General features: G+C 65.9%; 27 protein-coding genes. 12 read left to right on the forward strand and 15 right to left on the reverse strand.

The features are described 5' to 3' along the window. Positions 1-14: 14 nt before the first annotated feature. Positions 15-2369 (reverse strand): glycoside hydrolase family 31 protein, encoded by a 2355-nt coding sequence (locus GR702_RS16750; RefSeq protein ID WP_160986972.1) that lies wholly within the window; start codon positions 2367-2369, stop codon positions 15-17. A gap of 483 nt (positions 2370-2852) precedes the next feature. On the opposite strand from GR702_RS16750, the gene xylB reads away from it, so the two are divergent. The 3 genes from xylB to GR702_RS16765 are packed head-to-tail and all read left to right on the forward strand — an operon-like array spanning position 2853 to position 5953. After that, on the forward strand, positions 2853-3641 hold the full coding sequence (gene xylB, locus GR702_RS16755; RefSeq protein WP_160986933.1) for a D-xylose 1-dehydrogenase: 789 nt from the start codon (positions 2853-2855) through the stop codon (positions 3639-3641). A gap of 45 nt (positions 3642-3686) precedes the next feature. After that, the gene (locus tag GR702_RS16760) at positions 3687-5099 is read left to right on the forward strand and encodes a sugar porter family MFS transporter (RefSeq protein WP_160986934.1); all 1413 of its coding nucleotides are present in this window, start codon (positions 3687-3689) and stop codon (positions 5097-5099) included. After that, positions 5096-5953: an aldose 1-epimerase gene (locus GR702_RS16765; protein WP_337192636.1), complete on the forward strand. Its 858-nt coding sequence runs from the start codon at positions 5096-5098 to the stop codon at positions 5951-5953. The genes GR702_RS16760 and GR702_RS16765 overlap by 4 nt, the downstream gene beginning before the upstream one ends. 5 nt (positions 5954-5958) lie before the next feature. Here GR702_RS16765 and GR702_RS16770 read toward each other — a convergent pair whose 3' ends face one another. Further along, on the reverse strand, positions 5959-7089 hold the full coding sequence (locus GR702_RS16770; protein ID WP_160986935.1) for a LacI family DNA-binding transcriptional regulator: 1131 nt from the start codon (positions 7087-7089) through the stop codon (positions 5959-5961). A gap of 135 nt (positions 7090-7224) precedes the next feature. On the opposite strand from GR702_RS16770, the gene GR702_RS16775 reads away from it, so the two are divergent. After that, positions 7225-7815 (forward strand): exopolysaccharide biosynthesis protein, encoded by a 591-nt coding sequence (locus tag GR702_RS16775; protein WP_160986936.1) that lies wholly within the window; start codon positions 7225-7227, stop codon positions 7813-7815. Between the two features lie 31 nt (positions 7816-7846). Here GR702_RS16775 and GR702_RS16780 read toward each other — a convergent pair whose 3' ends face one another. The 6 genes from GR702_RS16780 to GR702_RS16805 all read right to left on the reverse strand — a co-directional run bounded on the left by GR702_RS16780 (position 7847) and on the right by GR702_RS16805 (position 14123). After that, entirely contained in the window at positions 7847-8479 is a 633-nt protein-coding gene (locus GR702_RS16780) for a YbhB/YbcL family Raf kinase inhibitor-like protein (RefSeq protein ID WP_160986937.1), read from the reverse strand. A 30-nt stretch (positions 8480-8509) separates the two neighbouring features. Next, on the reverse strand, positions 8510-9496 hold the full coding sequence (locus GR702_RS16785; protein WP_160986938.1) for an SDR family oxidoreductase: 987 nt from the start codon (positions 9494-9496) through the stop codon (positions 8510-8512). A 91-nt stretch (positions 9497-9587) separates the two neighbouring features. Continuing rightward, a complete protein-coding gene (locus GR702_RS16790) occupies positions 9588-10412 on the reverse strand; it encodes a DUF4336 domain-containing protein (protein WP_160986939.1) in 825 nt (274 codons plus the stop codon). Between the two features lie 26 nt (positions 10413-10438). Continuing rightward, positions 10439-12649, reverse strand: coding sequence for a xanthine dehydrogenase family protein molybdopterin-binding subunit (locus GR702_RS16795; protein WP_160986940.1), 2211 nt, complete (start codon positions 12647-12649; stop codon positions 10439-10441). Beyond that, the gene (locus GR702_RS16800; protein WP_160986941.1) at positions 12646-13626 is read right to left on the reverse strand and encodes an FAD binding domain-containing protein; all 981 of its coding nucleotides are present in this window, start codon (positions 13624-13626) and stop codon (positions 12646-12648) included. The genes GR702_RS16795 and GR702_RS16800 overlap by 4 nt, the downstream gene beginning before the upstream one ends. Further along, positions 13623-14123 (reverse strand): 2Fe-2S iron-sulfur cluster-binding protein, encoded by a 501-nt coding sequence (locus tag GR702_RS16805; protein WP_160986942.1) that lies wholly within the window; start codon positions 14121-14123, stop codon positions 13623-13625. Before GR702_RS16805 ends, GR702_RS16800 begins: the two co-directional genes overlap by 4 nt. A 251-nt stretch (positions 14124-14374) precedes the next feature. On the opposite strand from GR702_RS16805, the gene GR702_RS16810 reads away from it, so the two are divergent. The 4 genes from GR702_RS16810 to GR702_RS16825 all read left to right on the forward strand — a co-directional run bounded on the left by GR702_RS16810 (position 14375) and on the right by GR702_RS16825 (position 16980). Next, entirely contained in the window at positions 14375-15130 is a 756-nt protein-coding gene (locus GR702_RS16810) for an SDR family oxidoreductase (protein WP_160986943.1), read from the forward strand. After that, positions 15127-16260 (forward strand): glycoside hydrolase family 130 protein, encoded by a 1134-nt coding sequence (locus GR702_RS16815; RefSeq protein ID WP_160986944.1) that lies wholly within the window; start codon positions 15127-15129, stop codon positions 16258-16260. The genes GR702_RS16810 and GR702_RS16815 overlap by 4 nt, the downstream gene beginning before the upstream one ends. Positions 16261-16395: 135 nt before the next feature. Beyond that, positions 16396-16674: a hypothetical protein gene (locus tag GR702_RS16820; protein ID WP_160986945.1), complete on the forward strand. Its 279-nt coding sequence runs from the start codon at positions 16396-16398 to the stop codon at positions 16672-16674. Between the two features lie 18 nt (positions 16675-16692). Continuing rightward, on the forward strand, positions 16693-16980 hold the full coding sequence (locus GR702_RS16825) for a hypothetical protein (RefSeq protein WP_160986946.1): 288 nt from the start codon (positions 16693-16695) through the stop codon (positions 16978-16980). Positions 16981-16997: 17 nt separating this feature from the next. On the opposite strand, the gene GR702_RS16830 is transcribed toward GR702_RS16825, so the two are convergent. After that, complete coding sequence (locus GR702_RS16830) at positions 16998-17468, reverse strand: DUF3429 family protein (RefSeq protein WP_237449767.1); 471 nt, start codon at positions 17466-17468, stop codon at positions 16998-17000. A 23-nt stretch (positions 17469-17491) separates the two neighbouring features. Further along, positions 17492-18622 carry a Gfo/Idh/MocA family protein gene (locus tag GR702_RS16835; RefSeq protein WP_160986947.1) on the reverse strand — a complete coding sequence of 377 codons (1131 nt, stop codon included), beginning with the start codon at positions 18620-18622 and terminating at the stop codon, positions 17492-17494. 224 nt (positions 18623-18846) lie between these two features. On the opposite strand from GR702_RS16835, the gene GR702_RS16840 reads away from it, so the two are divergent. Continuing rightward, a complete protein-coding gene (locus GR702_RS16840; protein WP_160986975.1) occupies positions 18847-20685 on the forward strand; it encodes a glycoside hydrolase family 15 protein in 1839 nt (612 codons plus the stop codon). A 45-nt stretch (positions 20686-20730) separates the two neighbouring features. On the opposite strand, the gene GR702_RS16845 is transcribed toward GR702_RS16840, so the two are convergent. Then, positions 20731-21579 (reverse strand): oxygenase MpaB family protein, encoded by an 849-nt coding sequence (locus tag GR702_RS16845; RefSeq protein WP_160986948.1) that lies wholly within the window; start codon positions 21577-21579, stop codon positions 20731-20733. Between the two features lie 76 nt (positions 21580-21655). Then, positions 21656-22219, reverse strand: a complete 564-nt coding sequence (locus tag GR702_RS16850; RefSeq protein ID WP_160986949.1) for a DUF4142 domain-containing protein — start codon at positions 22217-22219, stop codon at positions 21656-21658. Between the two features lie 144 nt (positions 22220-22363). Here GR702_RS16850 and GR702_RS16855 point away from each other — a divergent pair, with 144 nt between their 5' ends. Further along, the gene (locus GR702_RS16855) at positions 22364-22795 is read left to right on the forward strand and encodes a DUF3597 family protein (RefSeq protein WP_160986950.1); all 432 of its coding nucleotides are present in this window, start codon (positions 22364-22366) and stop codon (positions 22793-22795) included. A 92-nt stretch (positions 22796-22887) separates the two neighbouring features. Continuing rightward, entirely contained in the window at positions 22888-23157 is a 270-nt protein-coding gene (locus tag GR702_RS16860; protein ID WP_160986951.1) for a hypothetical protein, read from the forward strand. A 286-nt stretch (positions 23158-23443) separates the two neighbouring features. Here the strand turns inward: GR702_RS16860 and GR702_RS22115 are convergent, their stop codons facing one another. Then, positions 23444-23641 carry a hypothetical protein gene (locus GR702_RS22115; protein ID WP_202408341.1) on the reverse strand — a complete coding sequence of 66 codons (198 nt, stop codon included), beginning with the start codon at positions 23639-23641 and terminating at the stop codon, positions 23444-23446. Between GR702_RS22115 and proP the strand changes: the two genes are divergently transcribed. Further along, a complete protein-coding gene (gene proP / locus GR702_RS16865) occupies positions 23634-25025 on the forward strand; it encodes a glycine betaine/L-proline transporter ProP (RefSeq protein ID WP_237449768.1) in 1392 nt (463 codons plus the stop codon). The genes GR702_RS22115 and proP overlap by 8 nt on opposite strands. A gap of 110 nt (positions 25026-25135) precedes the next feature. Here the strand turns inward: proP and GR702_RS16870 are convergent, their stop codons facing one another. Both GR702_RS16870 and GR702_RS16875 read right to left on the reverse strand, forming a co-directional pair. Continuing rightward, positions 25136-26221 carry a nuclear transport factor 2 family protein gene (locus GR702_RS16870; protein WP_160986953.1) on the reverse strand — a complete coding sequence of 362 codons (1086 nt, stop codon included), beginning with the start codon at positions 26219-26221 and terminating at the stop codon, positions 25136-25138. Then, positions 26218-26964, reverse strand: a complete 747-nt coding sequence (locus GR702_RS16875; protein ID WP_160986954.1) for an SDR family NAD(P)-dependent oxidoreductase — start codon at positions 26962-26964, stop codon at positions 26218-26220. The genes GR702_RS16870 and GR702_RS16875 overlap by 4 nt, the downstream gene beginning before the upstream one ends. Positions 26965-26969: the final 5 nt, after the last annotated feature.

Consider the following 26969-nt stretch of genomic DNA (forward strand, 5'->3'; position numbering starts at 1 on the left):
ATGTCGACCGGGGCTTACTGCCCGGCCATGATCCTGACGAGGCCGTTCAGGGACTGGCCCGTCGGCAGCGCCTGACGGCTGGTGAGCCTGCCGCTCGCATCGTCCCAGACCAGTTCCGCCTTGCGACCGCCTTTCCCGCGATAGGCGTTGGTGGTGCCATCATCGTCGTAGAGCGTGAAGGAAGCGTCGGCGCCCGGATAGACGCGGATGCTGTCGATCATCTGCTTCGTGGCGGTGCTCTGCACCTGTGCGCCGATGGGGACGATGGAGCCGGCCTTCACGAAGACCGGAATACGCTCGATGGGCGTGTCGACCTCCACCGTCTGCCCGCCTTCGAAGCGCTGGTTGGTCCAGTAGTCGTACCAGGCGGTGCCCGCGGGCAGGTAGACCGACCGGCGGGTCTGGCCCTGCTTCGTCACCGGAGCGACGAGGAAGGCCTTGCCGAGCATGTACTCGTCGCCGATCGTCGCGACCTTGGGGTCGTTGGGGAAGTCCATGAACAGCGCCCGCATGAACGGCGCACCGGTCTCGTAAGTCCCGCGTCCCAGCGAGTAGAGGTACGGGATCAGCGAATAGCGCAGGCGCAGCCAGTCGGCGAGGATCGGCTCGGCCGCGGTGCCGTATTCCCAGAGCGAGGCTCCGGGCCGCTGGCCGTGGATGCGAAGAGTGGGCGTGAAGACGCTGTACTCGAACCAGCGGACGAACAGCTCGGGATAGTCGGTGTAGTCGGGCGCCATCGCGGTCGCGCCCGCAGGATCGACGAGTAGCGGGTGCTGCGCCTTGGGTCCGCTCGGCCACTGCCATCCGCCGATGTCGCTGCCCCAGTAGGCAAGGCCGCTGGCGGTGAAGCCCAGACCTGCCGGAACCTGCCGCTCAAGCGCCTCCCAGGTGGACTTGACGTCGGAGGACCAGAACAGCCCTCCATTGCGCTGCGAACCAAGGTAAGCGGCACGCGCCAGGATCATGTTGCGGAAGTTCGGGCGATCCCGCTCGGACCCTGCCGCCACGCCGCCGGTGTGCACCAGCGGGAAGAGGTTGTGGTAGCGGTCGCCCGAACCGATCGAATAGAAGTAGCCGTCCGGGATAAGGTCTGGCTCGGTCTCGTCGAGCCAGAACCAGTCGAAACCTTCGGACAGGATGTTGTCGCGCAGCTTGCCCCAGAACCACTCGCGCGCCTCGGGATTGGTGCTGTCGATCAGGGCGCCGGCCCGATCATAGCGCATCGGCAGGCCGTCGACGACGTTGCCCTCCTTGTCCTTCAGCAGCCAACCCTTGGAGGACAGCATGTCGAAGTAGCGGGACTCCCGCTCGAAGCGCGGCCAGACGCTGATGATCGAGCGCATGCCCATCGACTTCAGCTGCTCGTTCATCCCCTTGGGATCGGGGAAATAGGTGCGATCGATGTCGAGCTGGCCCATGCGCGACCAGTAGAACCAGTCGAGAACCATGACGTCGAGCGGCAGGTTGCGCTGCCGATAGCCTTGCGCGACGTCGAGCAGTTCCTTCTGCGTCTCGTAGCGGGCCTTGCTCTGGATCAGGCCGAATGCCGCCTTGGGGGGCAGCGGCGTCTCGCCGGTAAGCTTGGCATAGCCTGCGTAAAGCTCGTCCGTGGTCTTGCCGGTGATGACGAAGAACGACACGCGCTCGCCCACTTGCGACTGGAAGCGAGTGCTGCCGTGGAGGCCAGGCCACACGAGAGTACGCGCCGGGTTGTCCCAGACGATGCCGTAGCCCTTGTTGGTGACCATGAAGGGAACGCAGACAGTCTCGCCCGCCGGTGCGTCGTAGTTGTGCGCGCAGTCGATCTGCCGCCCCCTGAGGTCGAGCGTGCCTTCCTGGTTCTGGCCAAGGCCATAGTAGTGCTCGTCGGCGGCCGCGTCGAACGTCGCGCCGGCCTTGAAGGTCTTTTCGCCGTTGACGGTGACAGGCGCCATTTCCCACCCGGTCATGCGAGTGAGCACGGTCCCGTCCGCACTTTTGACCGACAGGGTAACCGGCGGCAGCGACGGCGCGAAATAGCGCTGCATCATCGTCGGCGCAGGAGGATAGGGCTGCGCGTCGACCGTCAGCGTGAGCGCGGAAGAAGCGAACACATCGCCAGAGGCATCCGCCCGGTGAGTCCAGCCCGCGGCATCGGCCTTCGCGTTTGGCCCCTCGCCCGGAGACGCACTCGCCAACGCCGGATCGAGGGCGATCGTCACCCGCACGATATTGGGCGCATAGGGCTCGACAGCGACACGGCTGCCGTTCCGGTCGAGCAGCGCCATCGGCTCTGCCGCCGCGCCGCTGGCGGCAAGCGCCATCCACGACAACCCCAGCGCCAGCAATCCCTTTTGTGCGACCTGCGCCGCGCGCGCCCTGCCGGTCATCTTCATTCCCCTCCTTACCCGTTTCACTTCACGCCGCCTCTCGGGCGCAAGACATATGGACTATCGCTGCCGGTTCGATGCCGCGCGATTTCGGTGGATCATTGATATCGCTAGCGCCGAAAAAGCTTCGGCCACACCAGCGCTTCCGCACAGGCACGCGTCCTGGATGCAGGTGCGGTGCCGCAGGCTGTCGAAACCACCCATCAACATGGCCATCCTCTTGAACCCCTCGCCGCCCGGAAACTGACGCTCCGGTGCCGAATACGAATAGACAATCGCTTTGGTATCGCTATCACATCGCCCTGTCGAGTGGGAGTTAGGGATGGTGATCGTATTTTCTTTCGGGGATTCCGCAGGAGAGAGCGTGCGCACCAGTAGTACGCGCTCGTATCTGGCCGCGCCTCGGCCGTCAGCCTCGTTACCGAGTGGAAGCCGCGCCGCCGGGACCATGCTGCAGGGTGCTTTGGCGGCCGGTGTCTTCGCATGATCGCGGAACTGGTCGGCAACGACACCACCCGCGCCTGCTATCCCAGCCTCAAGGGCAAGAAGGTCTTCGTAAGCGGCGGCGCCAGCGGCATCGGCGAAGGGCTGGTAGAAGGCTTCGCGGCGCAAGGCGCCCGTGTCGCGTTCTGCGACATCCTCGACGGTCCCGGACAGGCGCTTGCGGAACGGCTCGGCCGCGAAGCCCTCTTCGCTCCCTCGTTCCACCCTTGCGACTTGCGCGATCTTTCCGCGCTCGAGGCCATGATGGCGCAGGTTCAGGACAGGCTGGGCGGTATCGACGTGCTGGTCAACAATGCCGCGCGCGACGACCGGCACACCATCGCCGAAGTCAACCCGGAGTTCTGGGAAGAGAACATGGCGGTGAACCTGCGGCACCAGTTCTTCGTGGCCCGCGCTGCCATTCCGGCGATGCGCGCCGCAGGCGGCGGAGTGATCCTGAACTTCGGTTCGATAAGCTGGCATCTGGCCCTGTCCGATCTCGTCCTTTACCAGACTGCCAAGGCGGCGATCGAAGGCATGACCCGGGCGCTCGCGCGCGAACTCGGCAGGGATGGGATACGCGTGAACACCATCGTGCCCGGGAACGTGAAGACCGAGCGCCAGATGAAATGGTACACACCGGAAGGAGAGGACGAGATCGTCGCCGCGCAGTGCCTTGACGGCCGGATACTTCCGGCGGACGTAGCGGCGCTGGCGATGTTCCTTGCCTCGGACGATGCAAGGATGTGTACGGGACACGATTACTTCATCGACGCGGGCTGGCGCTAGATCAAGGCGCATCCCGCGACAACATACGACAAGGAAGACGGGAAGATGAGTGAGAGGGTGGTTGAGAAGGTCAACATGACCTTCATCGCCGCGATCGTAGCGGTCGCGACGATCGGCGGTTTCATGTTCGGTTACGATTCGGGCGTCATCAACGGCACGCAGAAGGGCCTTGAGAGCGCATTCGACCTTGGCCGGCTTGGCATCGGCGTGAACGTCGGGGCCATCCTCGTCGGCTCGTCGATCGGCGCCTTCGTTGCCGGAAGGCTGTCGGACCGGATCGGCCGCCGCGGCGTGATGATGCTGGCCGCCGTGCTGTTCCTGGTCAGCGCGCTGCTGGCAGGCGCCGCCGGAAGCTCGGAGATCTTCATCATCGCCAGGATCATCGGCGGCCTGGGCGTGGGCGCGGCCAGCGTCATCTCGCCCGTCTACATCTCCGAAGTCACTCCCGCGTCGGTCCGGGGACGGCTGTCGAGCATCCAGCAGGTCATGATCATCACCGGCCTCACCGGTGCATTCGTCGCCAACTTCGCGCTCGCGCGCTATGCGGGCGGATCGACCGCAGACTTCTGGCTCGGCTATCCGGCCTGGCGCTGGATGTTCTGGCTGCAGGCCATTCCGGCGGCGATCTATTTCCTCGCCCTCCTCGGCATTCCGGAAAGTCCGCGCTACCTTGTCGCACGCGGGCATATCGAACGTGCGCAAGCCGTCCTCACCCGCTTGTTCGGCGCTACGGAAGCCGAACGCAAAGTGGCGGAAATCCGCGCCAGCCTTGCCGCCGACCATCACCGCCCCCGCCTCTCCGACCTTCTCGACAAGGCCAGCGGCAAGGTTCGTCCCATCGTGTGGACCGGGATCGGCCTTGCGGTATTCCAGCAGCTCGTCGGTATCAACGTAGTCTTCTACTACGGCGCCACGCTTTGGGAGGCAGTCGGGTTCTCCGAGGATTATGCCCTCCAGACCAACATCCTGTCGGGCGTGCTCTCCATCGGTGCCTGCCTCGCCACGATCCTCCTGGTGGACCGCATCGGCCGCAAGCCACTGCTGCTGATCGGCTCGGCTGGAATGGCAGTGACTCTGGCTGTCGTCTCCTACGCTTTCTCCACGGCCGTTACGGACGCAGCGGGAGCCGTCAGCCTGCCAGGCAACAATGGCGTGATCGCGCTGGTCGCCGCTAACCTCTACGTCGTGTTCTTCAACATGAGCTGGGGGCCGATCATGTGGGTCATGCTGGGCGAGATGTTCCCCAACCAGATCCGCGGCTCCGGCCTTGCCATCGCCGGGTTTGCCCAGTGGATGGCGAACGCCGCCATCTCGGTCAGCTTCCCTTCGCTTGCGGTGTCCCCCGGACTTGCGGTCACGTACACGGGATACGCGCTTTTCGCGGCAATCTCGTTCTTCTTCGTGCGCGCCATGGTGCATGAGACGAAGGGACGCGAACTCGAGGACATGGAGGGGTGACGCCCACGATCCGCCTGGCGCGCGGCGATGTGGACGCGGCGATCTCGCCGGGACGCGGCGGTAGCCTGCGCTTCCTGCGCAAGGCGGGGCGGGACATTCTGCGCGGTACCCCGGGCGATGTTCCGCCCGATCCCCGCGGACCGCTGGAGACTGCGTGCTTCCCGCTCGTGCCCTACGCCAACCGCATCGGCCACGGCCGGTTTCGCTACGGCGGCGAGGACTGCACGGTTCCGCTGAACTTCGGCGATCATCCTCACAGCCTGCACGGCTTCGGCTGGACCGCTGCCTGGACCGTCGCCAAGGCGGGCGAGGACCGTGTACTCCTCGTCCATGAAGGGGATCGCTCCTGGCCGTCTGCCTACCGGGCCGAGCAGCGCATCTCGCTGCTCGAGAACGGCATCGAGCTGGTCCTGCGGGTCGAGAACCTTTCGGATCGGCCGATGCCTGCCGGACTTGGGTTCCATCCCTACTTCGCGCGCGAACCGGGAACGAGGCTCCGCTTCAAGGCGCAGGGCGTCTGGCTCACGGGCGACGACCTGCTGCCCGAGCGCATCGCTCCTGCGGCTGCGCTGGGCGACTGGGACAAAGGCAGCCCACTGGCGGGCGACACCCTGATCGACAACTGTTACGCAGGCTGGGACGGAGAGGCGGAAGTGACGCGGGAGGACGGAAGCTTCGTCCGCGTCACGGCGAGCGGAGCGCCGTTCCTTCACCTTTATCGACCACCGGAACTGCCGATCTTCTGCCTGGAGCCGGTCACGCACATGCCAAATGCCCTGAACCGGCCCGAGGGCATGGCTTCACTCGGCCCGGGACAGGCGCTGCACCTTGCCATGACGATCACCGCCGGTTGAGCGGATCAATGCGTGGTGCGGTCCTGCCCGCGTGAGCGGGACCGGGGCCGGCGACGCGGCGCGGCGTCCGACTGGCGGCGGATCAAGGTGTAATCGAGGAGCACGTGCGGAGCATCCTCTGTCTCGGCTTCGCTGCCGTTCCGGCTGGCGCGCCGCAACTGCTCGACGATAAGGTCGACCGCAGCCCGGGACATGTCGCTGATGGGCTGCCGGATCGTCGTCAGCTCCGGCCAGATGGTCGTGGCCAGAAGCGTGTCGTCGAACCCGCAGACAGTGAGATCGCCGGGAACATCAAGGCTGCGGCGATGGGCCACGGCGACGGCGGCGGCGGCCATGTCGTCGTTGCTGGCGAAGATCGCGGTCGGTGGCTCGGCCAGGTCCAGGATCTGCTCTGCCGCATCCAGCCCCGAGCGGTACGTGAAGAAACCCTGCACGACAAGCGATGGCTCCAGCGTGAGGCCCGCCTCCTCCAGCGCTGCGACATAGCCCTCGTAGCGCCGCTCGCTGGCCCGCTGGTTCGGGTTGCCCTTGATGAAGCCGATGCGGGTATGCCCGAGCGCAATCAGGTGCCGGGTCATCTCGCAGGCGGCATGGAAGTCGTCGATGCTTACCACCGCGGTTCCATTCGGTGCATAGCCCGTCGCGACCGAGACCGCAGGTATGCCGGCAATCTGCAGCGCCTCGAGCATCTGCGGCGCGTCGCAGAGCGGAGGCGGCAGGATTATGCCGTTGAGACGGCCACGCTGCAGGTGCCGGATCAACTGGTCCACCGGCCACCCTTCCTCGAACTGCTCCACGACGAGGTGCACGTTGTTGCGGCTCGCCTGATCCAGTCCACCCACCATGAACTCGCTCAGGTACGAGGAGGAGGGATTGCTGTAGAGCAGACCGATGCGCATCTCCTCGCCGCCAGCCAGCGTGCGGGCGGCGGCGCTGGGCGAATAGTTGAGCGCCTCGATCGATCGTTCGACCTTTTCACGAGTGGACGGGCGGACGGCGGCACGATTGTTGATGACGCGCGATACCGTCATCGGAGAGACGCCCGCGTGCTCGGCTACGTCGCTGATCGTAGGCACCTCGCGCTGCCGGCGCTGGGCTTTGGACGTCCTACCCTTGATCTTGGTCTGGTCAGCCATTGCGCCCTTGTGAACGAACATGGGCGATACGGCAACTACGGCGAAAGGACGCCTCCGACCTGGTCCGCTGCCCTGCGCCGCCGCAAACTGCAGCCTTGCGGGGAACAGGCGCCGTTCCGCGACGTTCGCTCCGTCATGAGCAAAGCCCATGGCGCCGTTAGCAAGATGCTGGACGAGTTGGAGAAACTCGTCGAGGACAATGAGAAGACCACGATGGGCGAAATCGTGGAGGTGCTGGGGCAGCGCAGCTTCGGCCCTTTCCTGCTGCTGCCTGCTCTTCTGGAGATGTCTCCCGTTGGCGGCATCCCCGGGGTACCGACCGCACTCGCAGCGATCATCGTCCTTTTCGCAGCGCAGATCGTGATGGGCCGCAAGCACATGTGGCTGCCGGGCTTCCTGGAACGCAGGTCCCTGCGCACGAAGCGGATCGGCAAAGCCATGCCGTTCCTGCGCAAGGCAGGTTCCTTTCTCGACCGATGGTTTCACGGGCGCATGAAGACCCTGACGCAGGGCGCCTGGCTGCGCGGAGCGGCGATCTGTGTCATCGTGCTGGCGCTTACCGTGCCGCCGCTCGAACTCCTGCCCTTCGCAAGCACGGCTCCGATGGCTGCCATAGCCGCGTTCGGACTGGCGATGCTGGTGGGCGACGGCCTGCTGATGCTTGCCGCATTCCTTTGCGCCGGCCTGGCCTTCGCCGTTGGTTTTGGGATGATCGGTCGCGGTTGACCTTGCCCGGCCTTTCGTGGTCGAGCCTCGCCTACGCTCCTGCCGGCCGCAGCCCGGCCACTTCTGCAGTCGGGGTTTGGGCAGCCTCGCCCCGGGAGTAAGTCCCGATCAGGACCCCGGCCGCCAGAACACGCCCTGTGATCGCGCGCACGAATTCCGAGCGTCCGGGATTCTCGCCTAGCTGTGGCGCCTCCGAAAGAGCGAAGAGCTGGAACACGTAGTCGTGCGGACCATGTCCCGTGGGCGGATCGGGCGGCAGCCATCCTTCACCCAGATAGCTGTTCCGGCCGACATCACGCCCGTCGTCCGAACCCGCACCGTCGGGAAGGATTTCGCCTTCCGCAAGACGGTTGGTATCGGGAGGAAGCGCCCAGACAAGAGCGTGCACGAGCGGATTGGGAGCGGGAGCGTCCGGGTCCTCCACCAGAAGCGCGAGGCATGCCGTTTCCGGTGGCACCGCATTCCAGACGAGTGGCGGCGAGGAGCCCTCGCCATCTGCGGTGAAACGTACCGGAAGGCGCTGCCCATCGGCAAACGCGGGGCTCGACAGCTCGATCGCGAGTTGCGTGAGGCCCAGGTCCTGCTGCACAATCGCGAGCTTGGCATGGCCTGCCCGCACGTTCTTCAGGAGCGATCCGAGCCAGGCTGGAACATGTTCAAGCACTATGTACCTCCACTCGCGTGAATGCCTGCCTCAACGGTCTGTGCGCCCGCGCCGCAAGAGCAGCAGGGCTCCTCCTGCCAAGGCAGACACCGCCGTAGCGCCCGCGGCGATCGCCGCCTTACGGCGCACTTCCGGCCGCCGCGAATGACCGTCGGGTCCGCTCGGCGTCGTCGGCGGCGAGAACAGGGTGCCATCGGTGACTTCGCCCCGCTCCGCCTTGCGCGACCAGGCGTCCATGAAGCCGTTCATCATGGAGGCGCTCAGGTTGGGCGTGGCGAACTGAACCAGTTTCAGCCCGATGCCGGGTGCGCCCACGAAGGTCGAGTTCCTCGGCCGGCGTGCAAGCCTGACCACCGCCCGGGCGACGGTGTCTGGCGGCAGCGATCCGGGCGGAAGCGAAAGGCGAGCGCCCGTGTAGTTTCCCGCATGCCCAACCGCAGGCGTATCCACGAACGTGGGGTAGACATCGCAGATGTGGATGTTCGGCCGCTTGGACAGTTCGCCTCGAAGCGCCTCGCTGAACCCGCGCAGGCCGAACTTGCTGGCAGCATAAGCTGCCGCATAGGGCGTCCCAACGAAGGCGCCGACGGAGATCATGTTCACCCATGTCCCGCGATCCTGCTGCAGGAAGATCGGCAGAACCGCGTGGGCCTCGTACATGTGGCTGAGGAGGTTTGCCTTGATCACCTCCTCATGATCCTGAAGGGGGACGTCCTGGTACTTGCCCACCACGCCCACGCCGACGCAGCTGAACCACAGGTCGATGCCGCCCAGCAGGTCGCGTGCCTCGCTTGCGAAGGCTGCGACCGCTTCGGCGTCCGTCACGTCGAGCACCCGAACCTCGGCCGTGCCTCCCGCCTCGCGGCAGCGGCGCGCGATGTCTTCGAGGCCAGGCTCGCCGCGGGCGGCGAGCACCACGCGCGCGCCATCCCGGGCGAAGGCGATGGCAGTGGCTGCACCGATCCCGCTCGAGGCTCCGGTGATGACGATGCGCTTCCCGGCGCTGCTTCGGCTCATGTGCGTGTCTCCATCCTGATGGAACTTCCACCCGATCGGGCCTGTTCCCGCGCGCTGTCGCGGATCGATCTCGCCCGGTCGGCCGCCTGCGTCACGCCCGGGTCATCCATGCGAACGCCTGCTGCAGGCGAGCGGCGGCGTTCGTTTCGAAGATCGCGCCATGTGCGAAGATCACCCGCTCGGGCTGCAGCGCGGTGACGCGGCCGATCGCCTTGCGGGCCGCTTCTCCTCCCAGCTTCAGCGCCTTGCGGACATGATGCGCGGTCGTCCCCCGGTTTCCGCCTGCGGCTTGTACGGCAAGGCGAGTCACGGGCGGTAACTTGTGCGGTTCAAGGTTCTGGATCGTGTCGCAGAGTATCAGCGTGCGGCTGCTCTTGTGGAAGAAGTAGCTTTCGCAGAAACCGCCGCCCCCACGTATGAGCCCCTGGTCCAGCGCATCGGCCCATTCCGAAGGGGCTTCCTCGCCCAGATCGCTGTCGATGAGGACGCTCGAGAGCCGTACCTGCAGCCGTTCGCGCAAGCCCGGAACGGCCCATGTGGCCGCTTGAGGAAAGGCCCGCTGCCAGTCGGCAAGGTTCGTCCAGTGCGCCGTAGTGGGCGCGATCAAGTGCCGGACGGGTCCGAGCGCGCGCAGCGCACCGGCGAGCCGGGGGGTAAAGGCGGTGGGCGAATGCAACACCAGATCGCCGTTATCCAGCCGCAGGACCGTCATCCTCACCGGCAGGGAGAGGCCGCTCGCGACCATGGTGTCGTCGACGATCCAGAGGCCTTCGTCGAGTTGCTTGGGCGATGCCAGCGGCGGATATCCGACCTGCTTCGGATCGGCGGCACCCGATCGTGCAAGCCACAGACGATAAAGGGCCGCAGCACCGGCCGCTGCGATACCGGCGCCGAGCGCCCCGCGTTTCCAGGTCATGTGCTCATCCTTTCTCGATGTTCCGATCATACCTCGGGCAGGCCGGGGAGCAGCTTGTCGGGCGTGATCGGGAAGCTGCGGGGCCGCACGCCGCAGGCGTTGTAGATCGCGTTGGCAATCGCACCGGCCGCGCCGCAGATGCCAAGTTCGCCCACGCCCTTCGATTGCAGCGGGCTGCCCGCGGGATCGCGCTCTTCCACCAGCAGGACGTCGAGGTGCGGCACGTCGAGGTTTACCGGAAGATGGTACTCCGCAAGGTCCGGGTTGACGATGTGACCATCGCGAGGATCGAACACCAGATCCTCGGTAAGGGCGCTGCCGATGCCCCAGACCATGCCACCCATGCACTGCGACGTGGCGGTCTTCTCGTTCAGCACGCGGCCCAGCGAAAAGGCTCCCGTGAAACGACGTATCCGCACTTCGCCGGAGTAGGCGTTCACGGCCACCTCGGTGAAGAACGCGCCGTACATGGCAGCCGCGAAGGCCTCCGCGATCTTGCCGGGCTTGAAGTGTCCGATCTCCTCGACGTCACGGCCTTCGAGAAGGTCGGCAAGCGGCACCTTGCGATTGCCGCTGACCGCATGGCCATCCTTGAGCGTAAGACCAGCTTCGGCGCAGCCGAGCTTCCTTGCCAGTTCCTCGCGGATGCCCTCGCACGCTTCGAACACGGCCGAACCTGTTGAGGAGGCGCCCCAGCTTCCGCCCGAGCCCGAACCGGGCGGGAAGGCGGTGTCGCCAAGCTTCACGTCTACCGCCGCCGGATCGAGGCCCAGCATTTCGGCGGCGATCTGGCCCAGCACGGCATACGTGCCGGTGCCTATGTCCGTCATGTCGCTGGCGACTTCGGCGGTGCCGTCGCCGCGCAGCGTGACGCGGGCGTGGGCCTCGTTGAGATTGTGCACCCGCGTGGCCGTCGCCATGCCACTGCCGATCCACCACTCGCCCTCGCGCCGCTGGCAGGGACGGCGCGGGCCCTTGTCCCAGCCGAAGCGTTCGGCCCCGCTGCGAAGGCATTCCTCCAGCTTGCGCGAGCTGTACGGTATGTCCTCGCTCGGGTGCCGCTCGGGAATGTTGCGGAGCCGCAGTTCGACAGGGTCGATGCCGCTCGCTTCGGCAAGCTCGTCCATCGCCGCCTCGAGCGCCTGCATGCCGACCGCTTCTCCGGGCGCGCGCACCGAACCGGCGGTGACGCGGTGGACACGGGCGAGTTGCAGATCGAGCACCCGGTTTTCGCCGGGATAGAGGAACTCGCTCGCCTGGAGGACAGGCTCGGCGAACTCCTCCTCGGGCAGGTTGGAGACCCATGCCTCGTGACCGAAGCCGATCAGCCGCCCCTCTGCGTCAGCGGCGAGCCGGAGCCGCTGGCGTGTTTCGGAACGGCGCATGACGCACTGGAACACCTGCTGGCGCAGCATGACCACGCGCACCGGTCGACCCAGCCGGATCGCCGCCACGGCCGCTGCCACACCCTCCGGGCTGATACCCAGCTTCGAGCCGAACCCGCCGCCCACGTAAGGCGAAAGCAGGTGCACCTTCTCGGGTTCGATGCCCAGCGCGTCGGCCAGTTCCTTGCGGTTGAAGCGCAGCATCTGCAGGCTGGAATAAAGCGTCAGCGTCTCCCCATCCCACTGGGCGATGCTGGCATGAGGCTCCATCGCCGCGCTGTTGTGGCCCTCCGTCGTGTAGATGACGTCCACCGCGTGGGCCGCCTGACGCATGGAGCCTTCAAGATCTCCCTGGATCGTCGGATCCTCGAAAGGCTCGAATGTCGCCCGCTCGTCTGCGGGATCGACAAGCGCATCGGGCTCCTCGCGGTACTCGACCTTGAGGTGCTTGGCCGCATGGCGTGCCTGTTCGAAGGTTTCCGCAACCACGAGAGCGATGGGCTGCCCGTAGTACTGCACCTCGCGCACCTTGCGCACGGGGGACTCGCCCGCGCCGCCTTGCGCTGGGCGCGCGATCATGCGCTCGTCGGAGATCACGGCGATGAAGCCGGGCAAGTCGCGCACCGAGCTCTCGTCCAGCAGAGTGACTTCGCCCCTGGCGATCGTCGCCGTGACAAGCACGCCTTCGACGCAGCCCGGTATTTTGTACCTGTATTCCGCTGCATAAGTCGCGGAGCCAGATACCTTCAGGGGTCCCTCGGGCCGGTCGAGAGGCTTGCCGATCACCCCTTGCGCCATGGCATCAAGGCGGTTGCGCTCGTCCGGTTCATCCATGGTGAGCGAACGGGTCATGCGTTTTCTCCTGTCGCCTCGCGCAGCACGGCCTTCAGCACGCGCTTGGTCATCGGTATCTTGAAGTCGTTGGCGCCATAGCCCCGTGCGTCGGCCAGCAGGACGTCCGCCGCCTCGTCGAACAGCGCGTCCGACGGCTCGCGGCCGAGCAGGAGCGCGTCCACCCGCTCGTCGTGCCACGGCTTGTGCGCCAGCCCCCCGAACGCGAGCGAGGCATGGCTGATGCGCCCGTCCTCCATTCCTAGCACGCAGGCGATCGACACCAGTGCGAAAGCATAAGACGCCCGGTCGCGCACCTTGCGATAGAGCTGTGCGCCGCCCGCCGGCGAAGGCAGGACGACAGCGGTGATCACCTCGCCGGGCTCGAGCACGTTGTCCCGCTCGGGCGTGTCGCCGGGAAGCCGGTGAAATGCCCGCACCGGCACGCTGCGGATGCTGCCATCGACTGCCGCGATCTCGACTTTGGCATCCAGCGCTGCAAGCGCCACCGCCATGTCGCCCGGATAGGTCGCGATGCAGCTTTCGCTTGCGCCGAGGATCGCGTGGATGCGGTTGAAGCCGCCAAGGGCGCTGCAGCCGCTGCCCGGCTCCCGCTTGTTGCAGGGCTGGTCGCGGTTATAGAAGTAATAACAGCGCGTTCGCTGGCACAGGTTGCCGCCGGTGGTGGCCTTGTTGCGCAACTGGAAGGTGGCTCCCGCCAGGATCGCGCGGGCGAGCACCGGATAGTCGCGGCGGATGCGCTCGTCGGCGGCGCAAGCGCTGTTGGTCACCAGCGCACCGATGCGCAGACCGCCATCCTGCTCGTCGATCGTGCCGAGTTCGAGACGGTTGATGTCGACCAGTTCGTCCGGCCGCTCGATCTCCAGCTTCATCAGGTCGAGCAGGTTGGTGCCGCCCGCAATCAGCCGTGCACCGTCGCGGGTCTGTTCGGCCGCGTGAGTGACCGCCTCGGCCCGGCTATACGTGAACGCCCTCATCGACCCGCCTCCAGAACTTCGGTGATGGCATCGACGATATTCGAGTAGGCGCCGCAGCGGCAGAGATTGCCGCTCATCCTCTCGCGGATTTCCTCGGGCGTCAGCCTGCCGGGTGCAGAGAGATCCTCGCTGACGAAGCTGGCCCAGCCGCTCGCCGCCTCGTCCAGCATCGCCTTGGCCGAGCATATCTGGCCGGGCGTGCAATATCCGCATTGATACCCGTCGTGGCGGACGAACGCGGCCTGCAGCGGATGAAGCTCCTCAGCCGTTCCGAAATCCTCAATGGTGGTGACCTCATCGCCTTCGTGCATCACCGCCAGGGTGAGACAGCTGTTGATCCGCTGGCCGTTCACCAGGACGGTGCAGGCACCGCATTGGCCGTGGTCGCAACCCTTCTTGGTTCCGGTCAGCCCGCAGTCCTCGCGCAGGAAATCGAGCAGGGTCGTTCGCGGATCACCTGTGAAGTCGTGATCCGTTCCGTTGATCGTCAGTGGCATCGGGTCCTCGCGTATCGGGGACGATCCCGGCGAAGTACCGAACACGCCGAAATCAGGGTCATGGAGCCCTTTGTGGACTTGTCTGGCCAACGGGCTCGGCAAGGTTTGGTTGCCGCCCGCTATCCTGCTTTTCGGTGAGCGGACCTCGTGGCGGAGCGGGAAGCGCCTCCCCGTCCTGTGCGGGGTGAATTTACGGGAACGGCATGGGGCGCAAAGCGGTTGGGCAAGTTCAGGCCGATGCAGGAGACATCATGACCGACCTTGCCGACGCACATACCCAGCTATCCACGCTGAAAGGCCGCCAAGCCCTCATCACCGGCGGGACCACCGGCATCGGCCGCGCCATCGCCGTGCTCCTTGCAAGCGAGGGCGCAAAAGTGTTCATCTGCGGCCGCACGCCGGAGCATCTGGAGGATGCACTCGAACGCATCCGGGAAGTGGGCGAAGGAGACGGGATCGCGCTCGATCTCGCCGAACCCGACGCCGTCCGTCAGTTCTTCGAGGCTGCGAAAGCCTGTCTGCCCTCGCCCGACATCGTGGTCGTGAACGCGGCCGTGGCGGCCGGCGGCCTCTCCGACGTGAGCGTGGAGGAACTGCGCTATGCCATCGCCACGGATTTCACGGCCTATCTCACCACCGCTCATGCCGGCGCCGAACTGCTGAAGGACAAGGGCGACATCGTCCTCATCGGCTCCATGAGCGCCCACGTCCTAGGCCCCGGATCGACCGTCTATGCAGGGATAAAGGCCGGCATCGCGGGTTTCTCCGAAGCCCTGCGGCGCGAACTGGGCAGCAAGGGCATCAAAGTCTCGCTGGTGGAGCCGGGCAAGACCGGCGCCGACATGCAGTATCCCGACGTTCCGGCTGAAAAGCAGCGCGAGATGATCCGCGAGGAGACGATGCTCCGGGCCGAGGACATCGCGGTGGGCGTGCACTATCTTCTCACCCAACCACGGAGGGCCGTCGTCCAGCAACTCACCATCGTGCCAAGGGCGCAGGAAGAATGAGCTACTCGGTAGACCGCCTCGTCATCACGCCCCACGACGTCGATCTTTCCCGCTCGCCGCTCGCGGGGCATCTCGATGCCGAGACTTACGTGCTGGGCGCCTTCAACCCCGGCCTGACGCGGCTTGCCAACGGCAACCTGCTGGCCATGGTCAGGGTTGCCGAAGCGCTGCGCCAGCCGATACGCGACGGGCACGTTCATGCGATCCGCTGGGAAGGCGGAGAAGGGAAAGGGCGTTACGTTCTCGACCCATGGCCTCTGGAGCATGCAGAGACGGCCGACCCGCGCAAGTTCCTGCTGCGCGGCGGGGGCTGGCGGATCATGGCGCTCACCTCCCTGTCGTGGCTGCTTCCGGTGGAACTCACCCCGGACGGGCTGGAGATCGTCAAAACCCACTATGATCGCGCCATCGCGCCCGCGTACGATTTCCAGTGCTACGGCGTCGAGGATGCGCGCATCAGCCGGGTGGGGGATCGCTATCTGATGACCACCTGCTCGGTCAGCCCCGAGCGGCATTCGACCACGCTCTACAGCTCGCCCGACGGTCTCGACTGGACGTTCGAGGCTATCGTGCTGGATCACCAGAACAAGGACATGCTGATCTTCGAGGGACTGATCGGCGATCAGTACTGGGCACAGACCCGCCCCCTGGGAGACCTTTACTTCGCCTATCCGCCGGGAAGCGAGTGGCGGGCCGGGCCGTCGATCAATCTCGCCCATTCGCCCGATGCCCTGTTCTGGAAACCATGGCACAAGCCCGGCATCCGGCCACATGCGGCCACCGTCGCCACGGCGCGGATGGGCGGCGGCGCGCCTCCGATCCTCACGGACGATGGCTGGCTGACGCTGTGGCATGGCGTGGAGCCCAAGGAGATCGTGGGCATCTACCGCACCTACTGGTCGGTTCTGGACCGGGACGATCCCAGCATCGTCGTGCGGACCGAACACCAGCCGCTGCTTGAAGCCGCGCCCGAGCTGACCCGGCCGCTGGAAGATCTGATGTACGTGCGCGATGTCGTCTTCACCACCGGCATAGCCGACGGCGGAGACCACTACATCGTGGCGTCGGGCGAAGCGGACCTTGCATGCCGCATCACGCACGTGCCCAAGACGCGCTTTGCGCAGCAATGACAGGGCACTGATCGAAGTCACCGCCGGGCGATGCCGGTTCATCGTTGTTCGCGCCCCTTGTGCTTGGCGCAAGGAACATGCGGGCGTGGGAATGCTTGAGTCCGTCGACCTCTTTTCAGGAAAGGGATACGAAAAATGATCCGCAAACTCGCCCTCCTCGGGCTTGCCGTCTTCGCAGGAAAGAAGCTGCTGGCACGCCCGGCCGCAGCGGCATCCGCGCCTGTCTCGGGCGTTGGTCATTCACCCACCGACCTTGAGCGCAACGCCATTCGTGACGACAGTCGCGACGGCAATTTGCGCGCAGACCCGCACTTCCGCCCCGATCCGCATGGCCACATCCCGGAAGAGGACCTGGAAGGCCTTCGTCCCGTGACTTTCAAGCCGGCCGCCTCGCCTGCCGGCTATCACTCCTGACCGAGAAGCGGGATCATCATGAGCACCAGCATCGAAAAGTCCTTTGCCACCCGCGCAAGCGCGGAACTTGCCGTCGAACGCCTCGTCCAGGAGTTCGGCATCGAGCGCACCGACGTGTTCGTCAGCTCCGCCGGTGACGAGAACAGCGCCGGCGATCAGCCCAGCGGCGGGGACGCGCCGGCGCCGTTGGAGGAAGGACGCAGCGATGGCGCGCTTACGGGCGCCATCACCGTCTCTGTCGACGTGAACGACGACAGCAAGGTCGAGGCGATCCGCAGCGCGCTCGACGACGTCGCGGCGAACTGACCTTGATCAGGCTGCCTCTAGATCAGGCGGCGTAGCAGCAAAGCGGCCATCGCCACTACGGCGATGGCCATTTGCACTGGCCGCAGCCGCGCGAAGTGCCCGGGCGCATTGCCTTGCAGCGCGGCCTGTCGGTCCAGTGCTATCACCAGGATATAGGCGCCTGCCAGGCAGGCCAGGGCAAGGGCCTGCTGCTGCAGCCCGGCAAGGATCAACGCTGCTCCTGCCGGAATGAAATAGGCGAGCATCGTCGCGATCTGGACGCCTGTCGACGCGGACGGATTTCCGAAGCCGTACCCCCGGCGCACTCCCGCCACGAAGGCGAGGATAAGCGCAGCCCAGATGATCGCGAGCCACTCCGCAAGCGCAGGCAAGGGGCCTGCTCCCACCCACGCGCCGATGGCGGCAAGCGCCATCGGCAGCATGGGACCGAAGCCGAACACGATGCTCAGCGGGGGGATGGGCTCACGGCCGTGTGAGGACGGGCTCAAGGCACTTCGCTCTCGGGCTCGCTTCACCGCCCCGTCGGCGACGAGGCGTTGACCGGTTCCGGCGCCTTCACCGGGTTGAGCCGCTGCTCCTGCGCGTCAGGCGCTATCCGGCGCGTACGGGCGAGCGGCGCCACCTTGACGGGCCCACCCGAACGCAACGCTTCCACGATCGCCTCGATGACGAGGATGTCGGCAAGGCCTTCCTCGCCATCGGGTTCCACCGTGCGACCTTCGAGGATGCACTCGGAGAAATACTTCAGCTCGCCGCCGAACTGGTCGGTGGCCTTGAAGGTTTCGTGATCCTGCTGCTCGCCGATCTTGCGGTGGTGCTCCAGCCCCGGACCGTACCCGAAGGCTGGGTTCATATGGATGGAACCCTTGGTGCCGGCGACGATCAGGCTGTCGATCTGGTTGGCGAAGTAGCTGACCGTGAACTGCGCGAGGCGTTCTCCCGGCATTCGCAAGGTCACGGCGAAAGTATCGTCAAGCTCGCCAAGGCCTGCGCCCGGATGGCGGGTGGCGACGGCGGAAACCACTTCAAGCGGCTCCGCGCCGAACAGGAAACGAATGGCGTTGATGGGGTAAGGCGCCATGTCAAAAAGCGGCCCCGCCTCGATCCCGTTGCCTGCCCGGTGGTTGGATGGGTCGACCATCTGGCAGAAGCACGAGGTGAAGGCGACCAGTTCGCCCAATTGGCCCGCACGGATGCGCCTGATGGCATCCAGGTTCGCGGGCTCGAAATGCAGGCGATAGGCTGTCATCAGCAAAGCGTTGCCTCGCTCTGCCGCCGCGATCATCTCGCGGCACTTTTCGGACGTGACCTCGAGCGGCTTCTCGCACAGCACATGGATCCCCGCCTCCAGCGCGGGGATCGCGAACTCCGCGTGCCGCCAGTTCGGCGTGGCGAGATAGATCGCGTCGACCTGCCCGGACGCGATCAGCTGCGGGAACTCGTCATAGTCGTAGCGATGCTCCACCCCGTACCGCTCCCCCAGAGCGCCGAGCTTCTCCCGGTCGCTCGATACAAGCGCAGTGATCTCCGAGTTGCCAGTGTGCTTGACGCCGGGCATCAGCGCCTGCTGCGAAATGTCGCCGAGACCGACGATCGCGTATCGAACCTTGCGGCCGAAGCCGAGTGCCGAAGCGATGCTCATCCTGTTCTCCATGTCTGGATTGTCTGTTCGACGGAGTAACCGGACGCTCCACGGGATGGTTCCGCCAGCCTATCGTGAAGTGCCGACCCGGCGAAATGCAAAAAAGACACGCCGCAGGGAGAAACCCGCCCCGGTCGCACGACTTGTACGCTGCGTTCGCAGGAGAAACCATGAGCGCCAACGTGACCGATGCCCTCGCCGCCGGAGCTGCAACGGTCAGGCACATGCTGGGACGCGGCGACGAGGACGGTTCCGCCTCTGCCAGGGAACGAAGGGGCAAGCGCCAGGACGGATATCTTGCGCTGGAGGATTACGGGGCACTGGGCGACGGCCGTTCCGTCGCTCTGTCGGGCGCGGATGGTTCCATCGACTGGTGGTGCGTGCCCAACATGGATTCCCAGCCCCTGTTCGACCGTCTGCTCGATCCGGAGGAAGGCGGCCGCTTCATCATCCAGCCCGAAGATCCATTCACCGTCGAGCGCCGGTATCGCCCGGAAAGCAACGTGCTCGAGACGACGTTCACGACAGACGGCGCGCGGGCAGTGCTGGTGGAGTCGATGAACAGCGGAAGCGCGGGTCGTCTTCCCTGGGCCGAGCTTGCCCGGCGGGTGGACGGACTGGACGGCACTATGCGCTTTTGCGTCGAGATGCGCCCCGGTCGGCGCGCCAATGCCGCCAGCCCCTACCAGTCGACCATCGGCGGGCACGATGTCTTCCATGTTGACCGCGTGCTCGGCCTTTTCCTGTGCAGCGACGGGGTGGTGTGCGAACGGACGGACGAGGCAATACTCGCGCGCTTCTCGGTGTCTCCCGGCAGCCGCGAGGTAGTCGCGATCGTGGCCGGGGAAGACGAGCCGCTGGTGGTGCCACCCCTTGCCGACATCGACGAACGGATCGACCTGTCGGATCAGGAGTGGCGAGACTGGGCGCACCGCATCTTCGATGCGGGGGAATGGCGCGACGATTTCATCCGCAGCGCGCTGGCGCTGAAGCTGCTGCTGTTTTCGCCTTCGGGCGCGATCGCGGCGGCGGCGACCACTTCGCTGCCCGAGGGGATCGGAGGCAGGAAGAACTACGACTACCGTTTCGCCTGGGTTCGCGATGCGGGCTACACGATCAAGGCCTTCCTCGCCGCAGGAGCGCAGGCGGAGGCGAAGGCGGCGCTGACCTGGTTGCTCAAGCGGATCGCCGAGAAGGATCTGCGCGTCCTCTATACACTTAACGGGGACTGCGCGCCGGACGTGGTCGAGATCGACGTGCCCGGCTGGCGGCGCACCGGCCCTGTCCGCCGCGGCAATGTCGCCACGGCGCAACATCAGCACGGGATCTATGGCGACATTTTCGAGACCGTCTCCCGCTTCGTCTCCTGCGGGAACATCCTCGATTCCTCGACCGCACAGTTGCTCGTCCAGCTGGCGGACAGGTGCGCCGATCACTGGAGGCAGAAGGATGCCGGCATCTGGGAATTGCCCCAGACCGAACATTACACGTTCTCCAAGATCAGCTGCTGGCAGGCGCTTGCCCGGGCGGTGGAGCTGGTGGACCAGGGCCAGCTCCCTCCCAACTGCCGCGAACGGTGGGCGCGCGAACGCGACCGCGTAAAGCGCTGGATCAACGACAACTGCTGGTCGGAAAAGCGGCAAGCCTATGTCCTGCACCCCGGTTCCGAAGGCCTCGACGCCGCGTTCGCGCTCTCGGTTCGCTTCCGCTTCGACGAGCCGGAGCGGATTGCCAGAACCCTTGACGCGATCGAGCGGGAGCTTAGCACAGGGCCCTTCCACTTCCGCTACAGCGGCGTGCACGAGGAGGAAGGCTGTTTCATCGCCTGTTCCTTCTGGATGGCAGAGGCGCGTGCCCTGATGGGAGAGACCGATCGGGCACGGCAGGCGCTGCAGGAGATTACCGTGGGGCTATCGCACGGCGTCGGGATCTTCAGCGAAATGGTCGATCCCAGGACCGGGGCGTTCCTTGGCAATCTCCCTCAGGGGCTCACTCACCTCGCCCATATCATGGCGATCGAGGCCATCATTTCAGGGCATGGTTCTGCCACCGAGGATTGCTGAGCGCAGGCGCTGGTCCCGGCTCAGTCCGCGAGACGCAAGAGCCCCTCAGCGACTTCCGGCAAAGGCCCAGCGGATCGTGCGCGCCATCATGCGGGTGGTAGTCATCGCGGACAGCCCGGACATACGTGCCCGCTCCAGGCCGAGCATGGGTCGCGCGAATGCCGGCAGGAGATCGACGGCCGCCGTCCAGAGCGTGCGCTCGATGGCTCCGGTTCGCCGGGTGCTGTCTCCCTTGAGGAGGAACCGCGCCACCTCGCGCGCCGCCGCGCTTCCGACGAGCTCGCCGCGCATCTCACCTATAAGGGCAAGGGCCTCGGCGCGTGAGCGTGGCACCGGCGCGGCGCCGAGCGCCTCGGCGATCGTTGCTGACTGAGCGAAGTATTCGTCCTGCCGGGACGGTGGAAATGCCGGATCGCCATACATCACGTAGGCGTCGAGGAAGCTGGTCGCTTCCGCCACGTGAACCCAGGCCAGCACGCGCGGATCGGTCGCGGAGTAGGCCCGGCCATCGGGCATAGTTCCGCGCACGCGCGTGTGGATCGCGTTGACGGTTTCGATCGCTCTTTGCGCTTCGTCCCGGTGCGCGTACGTGGTGAGGGCGATGAAGCGGGCAGTTCGCCGCAGCCTTCCCTGAACATCGCGCCGGAAGTCGGAATGGTCCAGAACGCCCTGCAGGGCGGCCGGGTGCAGCATCTGCAGCAACAAGGCACGCATGCCGCCGACCATCATCGCAACGACGTCGGCATGGACGAGGCGGATGGCGGTATCTTCCTTGAATAGGGCATCCGGAGAAGGAACAACCGGCCGGTCGCCCCGCTCGTAGTCGTTGAAGATCGCCCGCACCTGGCGCACCAGCAATGCCCGCGCCGGGCTGGTGACGCCGGCAGTGCTCACAAGGATCGGCGTCCCGCACCCCGGGGCGGAACGATGCCGCCGCCCGTGAAGGGCGGCGGCTGGTGGAAGGCAGCGATCAAAGCGCCTTGGCCATGTTGAGATGCGCGGTGACGATGGGGACGAGCTCGGTCGCGAATGCCTTGAGCGAAGGCACGTCGCCGCCCGCCGAATACCCCTTCAGGGCATCCAGCGTCGCCTGATGCGCGGTTACCTGCGCGGCGATGTAGGCGCGGTCGAACTCGGCGCCGGACTTGCCGCGAAGTTCGTCGAGCGTCGCCTGCTGCGCCGCGGTCAGGACAGGCATGGGCGTGATCGCGGGCGTAGCTTCGCTCGCGGCGGCCTTCAGCTTCGCGGTGGAATCGGTATGCGCCTTGATCATCTGCTCCGCGAAAGTCTTCACTTTCGCCGCTTCCGCCTTGGTTGCGGCGAGCTTGGACGTCTCGATCTCGAAAGTGTCGCTTGCCGCCGCGACATTGGCGAATGCCTGGCCGGGGCTTTCGGCCGGGGTGGTCGCGGCTTCGGTGACGGGCTCCGAAGCCGCGGCGGTAGTGGCGGTTTCGGTGGCCGGATCGGCTTGCTTGTTGCAGCCGGCGAGGCTGACGGCGGCGAGAGACGCCGCGAACAGCAGTTGATGCTTCATGATTTTTGGCTCCGCGTTGAAAAGTTCGGGACGAGGGCTGAACGGCCATCAACCCATGAACGTTCCGTCAAACCTTTCGCCGAGCCGCGCGTTTGTCGCAGCAAGCGGGCAATGCGCCCGTCAACACCTGCCCGGGAGTAACATATGAGCGTTTTCGGAAACATCCTGACCAAGATCTTCCATCACGACAAGGCAAAAGCCGCACCCAAGGCGGCCCCTGCCGCTCCGCAACCGACCCCGGCTCCGGCACAAACCCATGCACCGCAGCCCGCGCCTGCCGCCGCCCCGCAGGCAACCCCCACCCCCGCGCCGCAATCGGTTGACGTGGGCGCCGTACTTGAAGCCATGGCGGGGATGAAGGACGATCACGGCGGCAACTACAAGACGTCGATCGTCGATCTGCTCAAGCTGCTCGATCTCGATTCCAGCCTCGCCGCCCGAAAGGAGCTCGCCCAGGAGCTGAACGTGCATGCAGGCGCGGACGGTTCTGCGGAACAGAACATCGCTCTTCACCGGGCGGTCATGGACAAGCTGGCGCAGAACGGCGGCGTCGTGCCGGACAGCCTGCGCAGCTGACGCCCGCACGTCGCTCCCAGCACAACGCACAATAGGAGCGGCGCTTTCCGGCGCCGCTCCATTGGTATCACATCGACAAGGAGGCTATAGACATGGGCAAGCTTTCAGTGGGGCCAGACAGCTCCAGTGCATCGAGCGGCCAGGAAGGCCAGGCGGGCACCGGCAGCGTGGATGCGCAGGGCGCGACCGAAGCCGACATGGACAGCGGCATCGCAGGTGCCGAGGCAAAGCCCTTCGCCTCGACTCCCGCGAACGAAGGACACGCCACTCCGTCTACCGCGCCCGGCGTGGCCAAGGCGAAACCGGAAGATGACCTCATCTCGGGCAGACGAAACGCCGGCCGCGACCCCGCAACTTCCTGACGGCGGGTTGACGGCTACTCGCACAAGCGTGCGTGTGAGGCTCGTTGATCCCATGTCCCAATCCTGATGCTGCGCCCCAGGCTCGTGGGGGCGCAGCGCTTTGGATCGCGCGACCATAACACTGCGCGCGTTTGAAATGGTGGCGGGCCCTGGCCCGGCCCGCCTTTGTCTCTCCAACCAGCAACAGCTGAGGCATGGCGCGACTACGGTGCGGAGGGCGGCCCGGCTCACTCCGACTGTCCCGCCTGAAGCACGATCCGTCTATAGCGATCCCACAGAGTGGAATCTATGTGTAGGTCCGCGCGACCCGCTTGATGCCGCTTCCGGCGTCGCTTCCATTCCATGGTCGATCATCGACCTCACCGCCATGTGTCAGGCGCGCACCATTGCGCCAGCTTTCGGCGGAACCGGAGAAAAACATGTCCGCGAGCCAGGCGCTGAGCGCCCGTTTCGGCTGGTTCAAACCAAGCAGCGAATTGACCATCGACGACGTCATCCTTGTCGAGCGATCCACCTTGAACCGCGCCGTCGGCGCAGCCGCACTCGGCAACGCCATGGAATGGTTCGACTTCGGGGTATACGGCTATCTGGCCATCACCCTTGGCCATGTGTTCTTCCCGACCGGTAACCCGGCCGCACAGTTGATCGCGACATTCGCGACGTTCACGGCCGCCTTCCTCGTCCGTCCCCTGGGCGGCGTGGTGTTCGGTAGCCTTGGCGATCGCTACGGCCGACACAAGGTCCTTGCAGCCACGATGATCATGATGGCGGCCGCCACATTCGCCATCGGCCTCATCCCGGCGTACACGCAGATCGGCATCGGCGCACCGTTGCTGCTGCTGGCCGCGCGGCTGGTGCAGGGCTTCTCGACCGGCGGCGAATACGGAGGCGCCGCCACCTTCATCGCGGAATACTCCACCGACCGCCGACGGGGCCAGATGGGCAGCTGGCTGGAGTTCGGCACGCTGGGCGGCTACATAGCGGGTGCAGGCACTGTCACTGCCCTGCAGATGAGCCTTACGCCGGCGGACATGCTGGCGTGGGGCTGGCGCATTCCGTTCCTGGTCGCGGGGCCGCTCGGGCTGCTCGGCCTGTACATGCGGCTGAAGCTGGAAGAGACCCCGGCCTTTCAGGCCTACACCCAGGAGGTGGACAGGCGCGAGATCGACCGGCCCAGCCTCAGGAATCTTTTCCAGGTGCACCGTAATCAGCTGCTGAAGTGCATGGGCCTGGTGCTCGTGTTCAACGTGACGGACTACATGCTCCTCACCTACATGCCAAACTATCTCACCGTGACCATGGGCTATGCCCAGAGCAAGGGCCTGCTGCTCATCATCCTGGTGATGGTGGTCATGATGCCGCTCAATGTCGTGGGCGGGTTGTTCAGCGACCGGATCGGCCGGCGTCCCATGATCATCGGCGCCTGCGCCGCGCTGATCGTGCTGTCCGTCCCGTGCATGATGCTGATCGGGACGGGTAACGACGGACTGATCTTCCTCGGGCTGATGCTGCTTGGCATCGCGCTGGTGTGCTTCACCAGTTCCATGCCCGCCACGCTGCCCGCGCTGTTCTATACGCCTGTGCGGTACAGTGCGCTTTCGATCGCCTTCAACATTTCGGTGTCGCTGTTCGGCGGAACCACCCCGCTTGTCACCGCATGGCTGGTCGCCAAGACCGGCGACCCCCTGGTACCGGCCTATTACCTGATGGGGGCGGCCACGATCGGGCTCATCACGATGCTGACCGTCAAGGAGACTGCCGGAATGCCACTGCGCGGGTCTCCTCCCGCGGTGGAAACGAACCGCGAGGCGGCAGCGCTGGTGAAAAGCGACGACCCGGTCACCGTAGACAGCGCCTTGCCCGCCTAGGCATCACCCCGGGATAAGGAGCGTGACTTGCAACGCGGCGCTCCTTATTCCGTCCGAGGCCATCTTCGCTCCGGCCATTTCGGGCAAGCTACCGCAATCTGCCGGCGCGCTCAGCCATGCGCCAGCGAGTAGACCGGGTCCGCCTTGCCGCGCTGGCCGTGCAGGTCCAGAGCCGCATACATGCCGCCCGTCATGTCGCGCGTGCTCGGTTCCGAACGCAGCCAGTCGAGCACGAAGGTCCGCTCGGCGATGCCCCATTTCCCCTCGCGCCGCTCGAAGCGATCGACATAGCGCCCCCCGGTGAGCGTGTCGGTCTTTTCCTCGCCGCGCGACGTGGAGACGGCGATCACGTAAGTCTCGCCCACGGCGCCGTCACCCTCCACCTCGATCCACTGGTTGGCGATCGAGTGGAAGGTCTGCTCGTAACTCGTTTCCACCAAGGCGCAGATTTCACGGGCGAAACCCTTCCCATCGCCATTGAAGGCGCCGCTGACCACGGCGGCCCCTTCGTGGAACACGCTTGCCAGCAACTCCGCGTCTGCCCGGTCCACGCCGCGGCAGTAAGCCATAGTCAGGTCCGCGATCTGCTGACGGGAAATCACCGCGTCGATCATCCGGTCGTCATGCGTCATCGTTCGGCTTCCTCTTTTCGCGTTCTTTGCGCGGGCCTGTGCCAGCAAGGCGATGCCTGCATCGACGGCGCCATGGCTGCCGACGGGCATGTGGAAGTCCAGCGGGCCGAGCGAGGGCAGCGCATCGTGCACGCCCGGTCCTGCCGCCCAGTTCACGCTGGTGTCGAGCACATACGTGCGGTGGCTCATGCGCCAGCGGCCGCCGCGACGTTCGTGGCGATCGAGGTAGCGGCCGCAGATCAGGTGCTGGGTTGACCCGCCCCCTTCCCCGGCCCCGGCGCTGGAGGCATAGGCCATGACATAGCTTTCGGACGCCGCATGGTCGCCGTCCGTTTCGATCCACATCTGCGCGGTGCGGTGGAGAGTGACCGGCCCCGCCTTCTGCGCGCCCGCGAGGATCGTCGCGAACTCGGGCGCGGGACCGGCGTAGAAGCGGTAGTCCACGGTGCCGTCCGGGTGGTAGCAGTCCGCCAGCAGTCCCGCATCGGCGCGGTCCACGCCCCGGCTGTGCTGGGCAAGGACATTGGCGATGGCCTGCCGGTCCGCGACTTGTCCGATGTTCATGCCGCCGTCTCCCCGTTGTCGATGACGATGTGCGTGCCGGTGATCTGGCGCGATTCCTCGCTGGCGAGGAACAGCACGAGGTTCGCCACGTCCTGCGGCGTGCCCTGCCCGCGTGCGTTGACCTGATCGAGGCCCGCGTTGTCCGTCGGCAGTTCTGCCAGGGCGGACTGCGTCATCGGCGTGTCGTGCGCGCCGGGCGCAATGGCGTTGACGCGGATGCGGTAGTCCTGCTCTAGGCAGTGCACCGCAACGCTGCGGGTCAGCGCGATGATGCCTGCCTTGGCGGCGCTGTAGGCGGGGATTGCGCTGATGCCCTTGAGCGCGGCGACCGATGCCACGTTGACGATCGATCCGCCGCCGCCCTTGGTCATGTGCGGCAAGGCGGTGTGGCAGCCAAGGAAGCAGCCCTCGACCATGACCTGCATCTGCAGGCGGAACGTCGCGAGGTCGCATTCCTCCACGTGGCCGAAGCGCACGAGGCCGGCGTTGTTCACCAGCACGTCGAGCCTGCCGAAGCGGTCCAGGGTCCGGGCGACCACCCCGCGCCACTGGTCCTCGTCGCGCACGTCATGCTCGAGGAACAGCGCGCCCGGGATCGAGGCGGCGACTTCGCGGCCCAGTTCCGCCTGCACGTCGGTGATCACCACCTGCGCCCCCTCGTCGGCCAGCAGCCGCGCATCGGCAGCACCCAGGCCCGACGCGCCGCCGGTTATGAGGGCGACCTTGCCCTTTACGCGGTTCATCCGTC

It is taken from the genome of Novosphingobium silvae (assembly GCF_009856825.1).
In the GTDB taxonomy this organism is placed as follows: Bacteria; Pseudomonadota; Alphaproteobacteria; order Sphingomonadales; family Sphingomonadaceae; genus Novosphingobium; species Novosphingobium silvae.

Bases quoted from the DNA above. Each gene is read 5' to 3' on its own strand.
- GR702_RS16815 (WP_160986944.1), top strand. From the start codon at position 15,127: ATGAGCTACTCGGTAGACCGCCTCGTCATCACGCCCCACGACGTCGAT.
- GR702_RS16820 (WP_160986945.1), top strand. From the start codon at position 16,396: ATGATCCGCAAACTCGCCCTCCTCGGGCTTGCCGTCTTCGCAGGAAAG.
- GR702_RS16850 (WP_160986949.1), bottom strand. From the start codon at position 22,219: ATGAAGCATCAACTGCTGTTCGCGGCGTCTCTCGCCGCCGTCAGCCTC.
- xylB (WP_160986933.1), top strand. From the start codon at position 2,853: ATGATCGCGGAACTGGTCGGCAACGACACCACCCGCGCCTGCTATCCC.
- GR702_RS16855 (WP_160986950.1), top strand. From the start codon at position 22,364: ATGAGCGTTTTCGGAAACATCCTGACCAAGATCTTCCATCACGACAAG.
- GR702_RS16860 (WP_160986951.1), top strand. From the start codon at position 22,888: ATGGGCAAGCTTTCAGTGGGGCCAGACAGCTCCAGTGCATCGAGCGGC.
- GR702_RS22115 (WP_202408341.1), bottom strand. From the start codon at position 23,641: ATGGTCAATTCGCTGCTTGGTTTGAACCAGCCGAAACGGGCGCTCAGC.
- GR702_RS16795 (WP_160986940.1), bottom strand. From the start codon at position 12,649: ATGACCCGTTCGCTCACCATGGATGAACCGGACGAGCGCAACCGCCTT.
- GR702_RS16875 (WP_160986954.1), bottom strand. From the start codon at position 26,964: ATGAACCGCGTAAAGGGCAAGGTCGCCCTCATAACCGGCGGCGCGTCG.
- GR702_RS16835 (WP_160986947.1), bottom strand. From the start codon at position 18,622: ATGAGCATCGCTTCGGCACTCGGCTTCGGCCGCAAGGTTCGATACGCG.
- GR702_RS16775 (WP_160986936.1), top strand. From the start codon at position 7,225: ATGAGCAAAGCCCATGGCGCCGTTAGCAAGATGCTGGACGAGTTGGAG.
- GR702_RS16870 (WP_160986953.1), bottom strand. From the start codon at position 26,221: ATGAACATCGGACAAGTCGCGGACCGGCAGGCCATCGCCAATGTCCTT.
- GR702_RS16790 (WP_160986939.1), bottom strand. From the start codon at position 10,412: ATGACCTGGAAACGCGGGGCGCTCGGCGCCGGTATCGCAGCGGCCGGT.
- GR702_RS16825 (WP_160986946.1), top strand. From the start codon at position 16,693: ATGAGCACCAGCATCGAAAAGTCCTTTGCCACCCGCGCAAGCGCGGAA.
- GR702_RS16800 (WP_160986941.1), bottom strand. From the start codon at position 13,626: ATGAGGGCGTTCACGTATAGCCGGGCCGAGGCGGTCACTCACGCGGCC.
- GR702_RS16760 (WP_160986934.1), top strand. From the start codon at position 3,687: ATGAGTGAGAGGGTGGTTGAGAAGGTCAACATGACCTTCATCGCCGCG.
- GR702_RS16785 (WP_160986938.1), bottom strand. From the start codon at position 9,496: ATGAGCCGAAGCAGCGCCGGGAAGCGCATCGTCATCACCGGAGCCTCG.
- GR702_RS16770 (WP_160986935.1), bottom strand. From the start codon at position 7,089: ATGGCTGACCAGACCAAGATCAAGGGTAGGACGTCCAAAGCCCAGCGC.
- GR702_RS16810 (WP_160986943.1), top strand. From the start codon at position 14,375: ATGACCGACCTTGCCGACGCACATACCCAGCTATCCACGCTGAAAGGC.
- GR702_RS16805 (WP_160986942.1), bottom strand. From the start codon at position 14,123: ATGCCACTGACGATCAACGGAACGGATCACGACTTCACAGGTGATCCG.
- GR702_RS16750 (WP_160986972.1), bottom strand. From the start codon at position 2,369: ATGACCGGCAGGGCGCGCGCGGCGCAGGTCGCACAAAAGGGATTGCTG.
- GR702_RS16840 (WP_160986975.1), top strand. From the start codon at position 18,847: ATGCTGGGACGCGGCGACGAGGACGGTTCCGCCTCTGCCAGGGAACGA.